Annotated in this window: 6 protein-coding genes; 1 reads left to right on the top strand and 5 read right to left on the bottom strand. The window is 62.5% G+C overall.

The window, feature by feature from the left end:
- Positions 1 to 77 precede the first annotated feature (77 nt).
- From V7116_RS24080 to V7116_RS24070, 3 genes are read right to left on the bottom strand one after another with little or no spacing between them, the layout of a single operon-like run.
- The gene (locus tag V7116_RS24080; RefSeq protein WP_324394544.1) at positions 78 to 3,308 is read right to left on the bottom strand and encodes a PAS domain S-box protein; all 3,231 of its coding nucleotides are present in this window, start codon (positions 3,306 to 3,308) and stop codon (positions 78 to 80) included.
- Between the two features lie 25 nt (positions 3,309 to 3,333).
- Positions 3,334 to 3,759 carry a response regulator gene (locus V7116_RS24075; protein ID WP_324394543.1) on the bottom strand — a complete coding sequence of 142 codons (426 nt, stop codon included), beginning with the start codon at positions 3,757 to 3,759 and terminating at the stop codon, positions 3,334 to 3,336.
- Between the two features lie 4 nt (positions 3,760 to 3,763).
- Positions 3,764 to 6,046 carry a GAF domain-containing sensor histidine kinase gene (locus tag V7116_RS24070; RefSeq protein ID WP_324394542.1) on the bottom strand — a complete coding sequence of 761 codons (2,283 nt, stop codon included), beginning with the start codon at positions 6,044 to 6,046 and terminating at the stop codon, positions 3,764 to 3,766.
- A gap of 336 nt (positions 6,047 to 6,382) precedes the next feature.
- Here V7116_RS24070 and V7116_RS24065 point away from each other — a divergent pair, with 336 nt between their 5' ends.
- The gene (locus tag V7116_RS24065; RefSeq protein WP_324394541.1) at positions 6,383 to 7,921 is read left to right on the top strand and encodes an NAD(P)/FAD-dependent oxidoreductase; all 1,539 of its coding nucleotides are present in this window, start codon (positions 6,383 to 6,385) and stop codon (positions 7,919 to 7,921) included.
- Between the two features lie 160 nt (positions 7,922 to 8,081).
- Here V7116_RS24065 and V7116_RS24060 read toward each other — a convergent pair whose 3' ends face one another.
- Positions 8,082 to 9,125: a polyprenyl synthetase family protein gene (locus V7116_RS24060; RefSeq protein WP_324394540.1), complete on the bottom strand. Its 1,044-nt coding sequence runs from the start codon at positions 9,123 to 9,125 to the stop codon at positions 8,082 to 8,084.
- A 15-nt stretch (positions 9,126 to 9,140) separates the two neighbouring features.
- Positions 9,141 to 9,556: hypothetical protein (locus tag V7116_RS24055; RefSeq protein ID WP_324394539.1), on the bottom strand; the 416-nt coding region annotated here is incomplete at its 5' end.

Genomic DNA, 9,556 nt, shown 5'->3' with positions numbered 1-9,556 from the left:
CGCTCCAGTTCGCTGACCTTCTGTCCGATTAAACTTGTACATCGGGTCAGCTAACCGCTACAAATTCATAGCACGCCCTAAGGCAGCGTGCCCTCAAGTTTGAGGAGCGGCAGCACGACGGTGAACGTGGTGCCGCGCCCCACTTCGCTTTCGAACGCGATCGAGCCGCCGCACAGGGTGACCGACTGCTTCACGATTGCCAGCCCCAGGCCCGTGCCCGGCGTCACGCCGACGTTCGAGGCGCGGTGGAAGACCTCGAACAGCCGGGCCTGGTCGGCGCGCGGTATGCCGATCCCTTCGTCCTTGATGCGGATGATGATCTCCGGCTCGCTGCAATCGACGTTCAGCGTCACGTTGCTTCCGGCGGGGGAGTATTTGATCGCGTTTGAGAGCAGGTTGCCGATGATGTGCCGCATCAGCTTACGGTCCCCCGCGACCTCCAAACAGTCGCCGGAAATCGTGCAGTTCAGGTGGTGCTGGCTGCCGATGGTCTGCTTGTACTCTGCCAGTTGGTTCTGGCAGAATGTTTTTAAGTTGATGATCTCCGGTTTGAATTCGAGCTTGCCGCTTTCCGTCATGGTGACCATCAGCACGTCGTCCAGCAGTTCGATCATGTTTTTGATGCTCGACGTGATGCGGCTGAAGCTTTCCCCGGTTTCGTCTTCGGACATGCGGTCGCCATACCGCCTTAGCAGATCAGCAGCGGACTGGATGACGGCCAGCGGCGTGCGGAACTCGTGAGAAGCCATCGAGACGAAGCGCGACTTCATCTCGTTCAGCTCCATTTCGTGTTCCAGCGTTTGCCGGAGCCGTTGTTCGATCTGCTTGCGCTGTGTGATGTCGTGCCCAACCGTCTGGTACTCGATGAAGGCCCCCGCTTCGTCGAGCAGGATGCGTGTGGTCCAGTGGACCCACAGCGTTTCTCCGTCGGGCCGCGATAACAGGGTTTCCGTGGAACCGATGGGCGAGTCTTGCGTCAGCGACGCCACGTGTCGTTCCAGGTGCAGCCGCTCGCTGTCCGGCACGAGCGGCATCCACGGCATGCCGAGGACTTCGTCGAGGGGGCGGTTGAGCAGGGCGCAGAAGGCCTGGTTGGCGAACGTGATGGTGGTGTCGGGCAGATACCGGCACACCATGTCCGTCTGATCTTCGACGATCGCCCGGTAGCGTGCCTCGCTGTTTTGCAGCGCGGCGGTGCGCTCCGCGACGTGCTGTTCCAAAACCGCGGCGTGAGAGCGGATTTCCTCGTAAAGCTGGGCGCGCTCGATGGCGACCGAGATCTGGTCCGCGAAGACTTGCAGTCGCCCGACGTGTCCCTCGGTGAAAAATCCCGGCGTCGCGCTGTCCAGGTTCAGGAAGCCAAGCACCAGCCCGTGCGATCGGATTGGAATGGCGAGGTGCGACTTTACCCAGGCGGTCAGCGGCTGGCGTATCCAGCCGGGATAGTCCTGGGCATAGGGAGCCAGAAATGGTTTCCCGGTCACGAACATTTCTTGAAGGTTGGTCGTCTCCGCCAGTGGGATGGAAAACTCCCGCAGCAGCGCGTCCAGTTCGGGCGCGTACCCGCGCCAGTAGGTCGGGGACGCCAGCCCGCCCTTGATCAGCATGATATTGGCCGCGTCGTGCGGGACGACGCGCGCCGCATTCTCCAGAACTCCGACCATCACCGTTTCGAGATCGACCGCGCTGCTGAGCGCCGCCGCCGTATCGCGCAGGGCTTCCGCCAGGGCGCGCTGCTCCTGTTCGGCGCGCTGCACCTGTTTGCGTTCGGTGATGTCCTGCGCGATGACCAGCGCCGCCGGGCGTCCGGCGAATTCCAGCGTGTGCGACGTGATCTCCACGTCGATGACGCGACCGTTTTTGAGCTTGTGTCGCCATTCGCCCGACTGCTGGAGCACCGTGCGCCTCCGTTGGACATCTTCGAGCAGCCGCTCGACATCTTCCGGGGGCCGGATATCGACCAGTCGCAGCGCCATGAATTCGTCGTGCGAATACCCGTAATGGTTGATTGCCGCTTCGTTGACTTCCAAAAATTGCAGCGTTTCGAGGTCGTAAACCCACATCGGGTGCGGGTTGGACGCAAAGAGCAGCCGGAACGTTTCCTCGCTTTGCCTGAGTTTCGCCTCAGCTTTCTCCCGCTCCGTGACGTCCCGCGCGATGCCTTCCACGGCGAGCAGTTTCCCCGCCTCGTTGCGTAAAGGTACGTGGCGCACTTCGAGCCACAGCGGTGTGCCGCTTTTGTGCGCGGTTCGGAAGACGAACGGCTGCTTGAGTTCCTCGTCGCTGAGCCGGTTGAAATCGTGGGCCGCGTTGAGCACGCGGAAAAGCCGCGAGCCAAGCGCCGGGTCGGCGTAATAGTCGTCGGGGCTGTACCCCGTGATCGCCGTCACCGCCGGGTTGATGTAACTGAAGGCGGGCTTTGGCAGAAGCTGGTAGCGGTAGATGATGTCCGGCGCATTTTCCGCGAACCGCCGGTAGCGTGCTTCGCTTTCTTTCAGCGCGGCCTGCTCGTGTTCCAACTGTCCCTGGCGGTAGGCGCTTTCGAGCACGGCAGGCAGTTGGAACAGGTAGCTTTCGTGCTTGACCAGATAATCGGTCGCGCCCATCCGCAGCGCCTGCGTGGCGATGTTCTCGTTGCCGTGCCCCGTGACCAGCACCACCGGGATCGACAATCTCGCGTCCTGGCGTATCTTCTTGAGCAGATCCAGCGCGTTGAGATTGGCCAGCCGGTAATCGAGCAGCAGCAGGTCGTAAGGGAAAACGCCGGGAGACACTGCGTCGAGCAGTGCCAGCACGTCGGCGGGCTGGGGCGTGGTGTCCAGGCTGATGTGCGGCGCGTAACGGTCCAGGTGGCGGCGCGTGAGATCGACGTCGAGCGGGTCGTCTTCGACGTACAGCACCTTGATCGGTTGTGATTTCCGCGCGATCTCGGCATGAAAGGATCGCAGCGCACTGTCGATCGCCTGCGGCAGTTGTTGCAGATAGCCTTTACGCTTCGGCAGATAATCGTCCGCCCCGGCCTTGAGCGCGCTGACCGCCGCCTGCTCGTCCCCCGATCCGGTCAGGATCACGATCGCAAGGGGCAGCTTTTGCTGCCGTGCTTCGCGCAGCAGATCGAGGCCGCTGCCGTCCGGCAGGGACAGATCGATCATCAGCAGTTCGTACGGCACGATGTTCGACAGGATCGCGCGGGCATCTTTCAGTGTGGCGGCGCTGTCGATGTGGATCCCCGGCATTGTACGGCTCAGTTCGCGCCGTGTTAAATCAACGTCAAATGGGTTGTCTTCGACGTAGAGGATTTTCATCATGTTCCGTCCGCGCGCGATCCAATGGCTACATGGGTGGATGGTTATAAACCACCCAATAGAGTTCGATTTGTTCGGCCACCTTCAAAAACTTCTCGAAGTCAACCGGCTTGACGATATACGAGTTCACGCCAAGCTGGTATGCTGATACGATATCCCGGTCTTCATCGGAGGATGTTAACACCGCGACGGGAATCATCCGGTAGACGGGGTGCGATTTTAACCGCCGCAGCACTTCCAGCCCGTCGATTTTGGGCAGCTTCAAGTCCAGCAGGATGATCACCGGGCGCGGCTCGCCCCCATCCCATTTGCCGATCCATTCCAGCGCTTCTTCTCCGTCCCGCGCGATGTTCAACGGGTTGCTGAGATTGCGGCGTTCAAAGGCGCGTTTCGTGAGGTCGATGTCCATCGGATTGTCTTCAACTAATAATATTGGTGCATCTAAGCTACTCATTGGTTTACCTCGGGATCTCTACGTAAAAAGTTGCGCCCTGACCTCGCTTGCTTTCGGCCCAGACGCGCCCGCCTAACCGGTCCGCCGCTTTGCGCACGATTGCCAGCCCGACGCCCGTCCCGGCGTAGTCCTCGGCGTGCTGGAGCCGCTGGAACATCTCAAAAATGCGATCGTGGTACTGCATATCGAAGCCGATGCCGTTGTCCCGCACCCATAAGATATAAGCGTTTTCCGTTTCGCGTACGCCCACGTCGATTTGCGGCTGCTCCACGCCGCGCGTGAATTTCAGCGCGTTGTCCAGCAGGTTGCGCACGATGGCGGACAGCCCGCCCGAGTCGGTTTTTACCATGACGTCCGGGATAGCCGTGGTGATGTGCGTGCCTGCCGCCTGGACCTCGCTGGCAAATTCCGCTGCAATCATCTCGATGACGGTTTTGAGCTGCACCGGTTGCATGCGCAGCTCGCGGCGCTCCAGGCGCGAATACGCCAGCAGATCCTCGATGAGCTGGTTCATCTGCTCCGTCGCCTGCCGGATATTCTGCAGAAAAGTCCGCCCCTCGTCGTTCATGCGGTCCCAATAATCTTCGAGCAGCAGGCGGCTGTAGCCGTCGATGCCGCGCAGCGGCGCTTTGAGGTCGTGCGAAACGGAGTAGGTGAACGTTTCGAGTTCGCGCGTTTTGGCTTCGAGCAAGTTGGTGCGCTCGATGACGCGCTGTTCCAGTTCCGTGTTCAAAGTGCGGATGGCATCGGCGGCGCGTTTGTCCGCGGTGATTTCCAGGCTCAGGACAAATATCCCCTCCGGCACCGGGTGCACGCTCGTGCGGAACCACGCCGAGCTGTGATCCTCGTAGAAGAACTCGAATTCTTCCATGTGCGGCGTTCGTTCTTCCATGCAGGCGCGTAAGACGTCGAACAGGTGCGTTTCTTCGATGCCCGGATACCGTTCCATCATGGTATGCCCGAGCAGATCCTGTTTGTCCTGTCGCCCATAGCGCGCGGCGGCATCGTTGAGGTACAGGTAACGCCAGTCGAACCCGATGATCTGGCAGCCTTCCAGCATCGCGTCGAGCGCGTGAAGATAGCGGCTCTCGGTTTCCTGCGCGACGTGTTCGGCGCGCCGGAGCGCGGTGATATCCTGAAGCGTTCCGATCAGACGAATCGCACGGCCTTCTGCGTTGGTTTCCTGCGCGATGTTTCCGGCAAAATAGCGCACGGAGTCCGGCCCACCGTTCGTCCGAAATTCGAACGTCACCGGGCTGCCGGATTTGACGGCCCGGTTATAGATATTTCGTACGTGCTGCTGGTCTTCCGGGTGAACGGCTGTGATGAAATCCGAAGGCGACTGTGGGCTGTGGACCGGATCTCTATTCAGCAGGCGGAACATCTCCGCCGACCATGACACCTGATCGGTTTCCAGATCGACGGTCCAACTGCCGATCTTCGCCAGTTCCTGCGCCTGTGCCAGCCGCTTTTCGCTGAGCTGCAGAGCTACCTCGGTGTGCTGGCGCTCGGCAATGTTTGCTTCGAGGTTGTGCGCGTGCTGTTCGAGTTGTTCGGTGAGGTTCACTTGCTGGATCGCAATGGCAAGCTGGCTTGCCACTTCGCGGACGATTTCCTGGCATTCCGGCGTGAAGAAGGACGGGGTAGCGGCGGCCAGCCCCAGCACTCCGATGAGCCGGTCTTTTGTCATCAGCGGCGCATACAGCAGCGCGCGCATACCTTCCGCAAGAAAAGGCGTGCACTGCGCATCGCCGGGCACTTCCTCAGCCCGGATATCCTGAACGATCTTCATCTGCCCGCCGCGCACCTCCCCAACCCAGCACGGATCGCTGTTCAGACGTTCTGCTTTGACGGTCAGGTCGCTGTTGGTCGATGGGAACACGCGCCACTGGCCAGTGATCACCTCCAGCACACCCAGGATAATGCGATCGCAGCCGACGGTCCGGTAGAGGTGGCGCATGGCGGTGCGGGTGACGTGCTGAATCGACCGCGCCTCGAGGATTTCCCGGTCGAGCCGGTGCAGGTTTTCCAGCCGTTGTATGGAGCGATCCCGCGAGGTTTGAATCTGCTCCAAGGTGCGCATTTCGTGCCGGACCAGCACAAAGAGCAGAATGGCCGTGATCGTAACGAAGCCCCAGCCTTTGTAGGTTTGGGCCGGTGTGAGCCAGTCGGAGGATGCCCACAGCGCTTCGACAACTCGGTCGGAGACCAGAATCCACAGTCCGGCGGCGAGGGCATATCCGATCGCAATGCGTGAGGCGAATGAGGAAGGAACCTTGATTTTCATGGCCCGCTCACATGACACCCTAACGGACTAAAATTAAGTAGGCGGCCCGTATACTCCGTAGCGCCGTGCTGCCGTTGTGGATACCGCGTCTCCGATCTTGGCAGGTAAATCTCCGTAACGTACATCGATAACCAGGACAGGTCTTATTGGAATAACTTTAGTATATGACGATAAACATACCATACAACGCGTAGTTGTGCTTTCTAGACCAACCTGCAGAGTTTTCGTCCTGGAACGCGCATTGGGCACGATTGGGCATTTTGAGTCATCCGCGCGCGGCTGCCGTGAAAGTTCCGTTATAATAGGGACATGATCGAGCCAGGCAGGAGGTCCACTATGCTCACCCTGAAGATCAAACCCTCCATCGACGCCGACGTGCTGATCGTGGGCGCAGGTCCGGCGGGGGCATCCGCCGCCGCGCATCTGGCGCGGGCCGGGCTGCGCGTCGCGCTCATCGACCAACACGCGTTCCCGCGCGACAAGGTCTGTGGCGATTTCGTCGGCCCGGTCGCGCTGGTGGAACTCCAGCGGCTTGGCGTGACCGGCCTTCCCGATTACCGCCAGACGAACGTCATTCACGGCGCGGCGGTGCACCTCGACGGCAAACGCCTGATCGTCAGCGACATGCCGGAGGTGTCCGGCCTGCCCGCCTATGGCCGCGTGATCCCGCGTTTGCAGCTTGACGCCTGGATCGTGGACGCGGCGCGTGCGTCCGGCGTGCAGATCTACGAAGGCTGGCGTGTGAAGGGCTATATGGTCGATGCCGACGGCGTGACCGTCCAGGCCGAGCAGCGCGGCGAGGCGCGGACGTGGCGCGGGCGCATGCTAATCGGCGCGGACGGCAGTAGTTCGCTCATCGCGCGCCAGATGCACGGCCAGCCGCCCGCCGACGGCGACCGCATCATCGCCGTGCGCGCCTACTACGAGGGTGTCACCGGTCCGGCGGATCAGGCCGATCTGTACTTTTCCAGTTCGAGCTTTCCCGGTTACTACTGGCTGTTCCCCACTGGTCCACGCACAGCGAATGTGGGCATCGGCATGCTGCTCGAAACGCTGCCGCCCGCCACGGAGCACCTGCCCAAACTGCTCGACCAGCTCATCGCGGACGATCCCGCCTTCGCGGAACGTCTGGACGGTGCGCGGCGCGTGGGCAAGGTCTCCGGCTGGCCGCTCTCCACCTACAACCCCGCCATCTCGCCCACGGCGGATCGTGTGCTGCTGGTTGGGGACGCCGCCGGGCTGATCAACCCGCTCAACGGCGAGGGCATCCAGTACGCGCTGCTCAGCGGGCGATGGGCCGCCGAGACGATTCTGAGCGCCGCCGCCCGCGACGACTTTTCCGCCGCCGCGCTGAAGCCCTACGTGGACTGCCTGCACCACGACCTGCGCTACGACATGGCGCTGGCCGGGCTGATCGTGCGCTTGATTCGCAACCGTACGCTGAACCCGGTCTGGATGCAGGCCCTGCGTGTGATCCTGTCGCGGGCCCGCGTCGATCCGCGCTATGCGGACATCACGGGCGGGGTGCTGGCGGGCATCGAACCGGCCAGCAGCGTGATCCAGCCGCGCATCGTGGGCGGCACGGCGCAGCAGGCGGCGATGGCGATCGGGCTGGGGGCAGTCAAGCAGGCATTGCATGGTCCCCGGCACGTTCTGCGTGCGGGCCGCCGTGCGGCGGAATCGAGCGTGGCGTTAGCGGCGGAAACGGCCAGCCATCCCGTCGAGTACGCGCAGTGGGGCGCGGGCGTCGCCTGGGGCGCGGCGGAACTCGCCGGGCAAATGGCCCGCCACCTCCGCCCGCGCGATGACGCTCCTGCCACCCCGCTCGCGCCGGACGCCCCGCCTGCCGTTACCCTCCGCCTCGGCGGGGACTGACCCGGCTTCTACCTGGCTCTTTGATGATCCAAACGACCTCACATTCCCCGGTAAACCTGCCTGTCTCCCCTCTCCAACTCAGATTGGAGAGGGGCCGGGGGTGAGGTCGTGTTTTTGCCTTTGGCTGACCGCTGATCGCTACCTCTAATGGCTGCTCCCTCTACAAATCCCGCTCGATCATGTACAGCACGATGTCCTCGACGAAGCGCTTATCCTCGCTGTCCGGCAGGTCGCCATATGCCAGCACGAACTCCTTTAGCGCCGCCCCGGCGAGCTGCTGCGCGCTGGACCGTGCGTAGTCCAGGCTCTTGTACTTGCCCATCAGCCCGTACACCCACCGCACGTCGTTCTCGCTGCGGTCGAGTCGCGGCGTCGCCAGAAAATGCTGCAAACGCCGGTGTTCGCGCGGCGTGGCATGATTCAGCGTGTGGATCAGCATCAGCGTGCGCTTGCCTTCCCAGATATCGCCGCCGATCTCCTTGCCGTACTTCACCTCGTCGCCCGCCAGATTCAGCAGATCGTCCTGAATCTGGAACGCCGCGCCCATGAAGTACCCGAAGCGGTTGAACCGGTCGGGGTTGACCATCCCGCCGGATCCCACCACCGCCCCGATCCGGCACGGGTGGATGCAGGTGTACCAGCACGTTTTTTTGAGCGTCATGCGCAGATAGTCGCCGTCGCTCAGGTCGCACACGTTGTCGCGCACCCAGCCCAGTTCGAGCGCCTGCCCCTCGACCGACTCGCTGACCATGTGCTCGATCTCCGCGAACACCCGCCACGTCAGGGTCGGCCCCAATCGCTGTAAGTTGTCCATCAGCGGGCGGATCGACAGTACGTTCATCGCGTCGCCCACGTTGACCGCCACCGGCAGCCCGAACTCCGACACGATCGTCGGGCGTCCGCGCCGGTTCAGGCTGCCGTCTTCCACGTCGTCGTGGACCAGAAACGCGTTGTGGAACAGCTCGATCGCCACCGCCGACATCAGCACGCTGCTGGCGCTGCCGCCGAAGGCCCGGCACGTGGCGATGCACAGCGCCGGGCGCAGCCCCTTACCCGACCGCTGCGGGTAGAGCGGCACCAGATCGTACAGGTAGCGGCGCGGCTCCTTGTCGGGCAGCAGGGCCAGCAGGCGCTCCATCGTCATCGTCTTGTAGCGGTCCAGCATCTCGACCACGAACGCCGAGCGCTCTGCGGAGGCCGTCATATGCGCTGCTCCCGGTTACGCGATTTGCAGCGTCAGCACGGCCCGCAGTTGATCCATCCGGCTCGCTTGCAGCAGCCCCGAATATGTGCCCGGCGCGGCATTCGCCGGGACCTGCACGACCACCGTCACGGTCGTCGCCTGCTTCGGCTCGATCACGAGGTGATCCGGCGAAAACGAGATCTGCTGTGCGGAAATTTTTTCGCCGTTCGTGTTCATCAGGTCCGAGCTGTAAAACGAGAACGCCTCGATCGGCTTGTCGCCTTCGTTTTCGAGCCGCATCGGGATCTCGACCGATTCGCCCGCCTTGGCGACGGTCGGCACGGCCAGCGACGGGATCGCGCTGGCGCTCGGCCTGCTCGCGGGTGATCTGCGCGGGATCGTCGATGAGCAGGGCGATGACCCGGGCGTCGTAGAGGTCGGTCCGCCAGAGC

Origin of the sequence: Aggregatilinea sp. (assembly GCF_036822615.1) — a bacterium.
Taxonomy (GTDB): domain Bacteria; phylum Chloroflexota; class Anaerolineae; order Aggregatilineales; family Aggregatilineaceae; genus Aggregatilinea.
The sequence above is the reverse complement of the archived record's forward strand: the minus strand, read 5'-3'. Positions and strand labels throughout refer to the sequence as shown.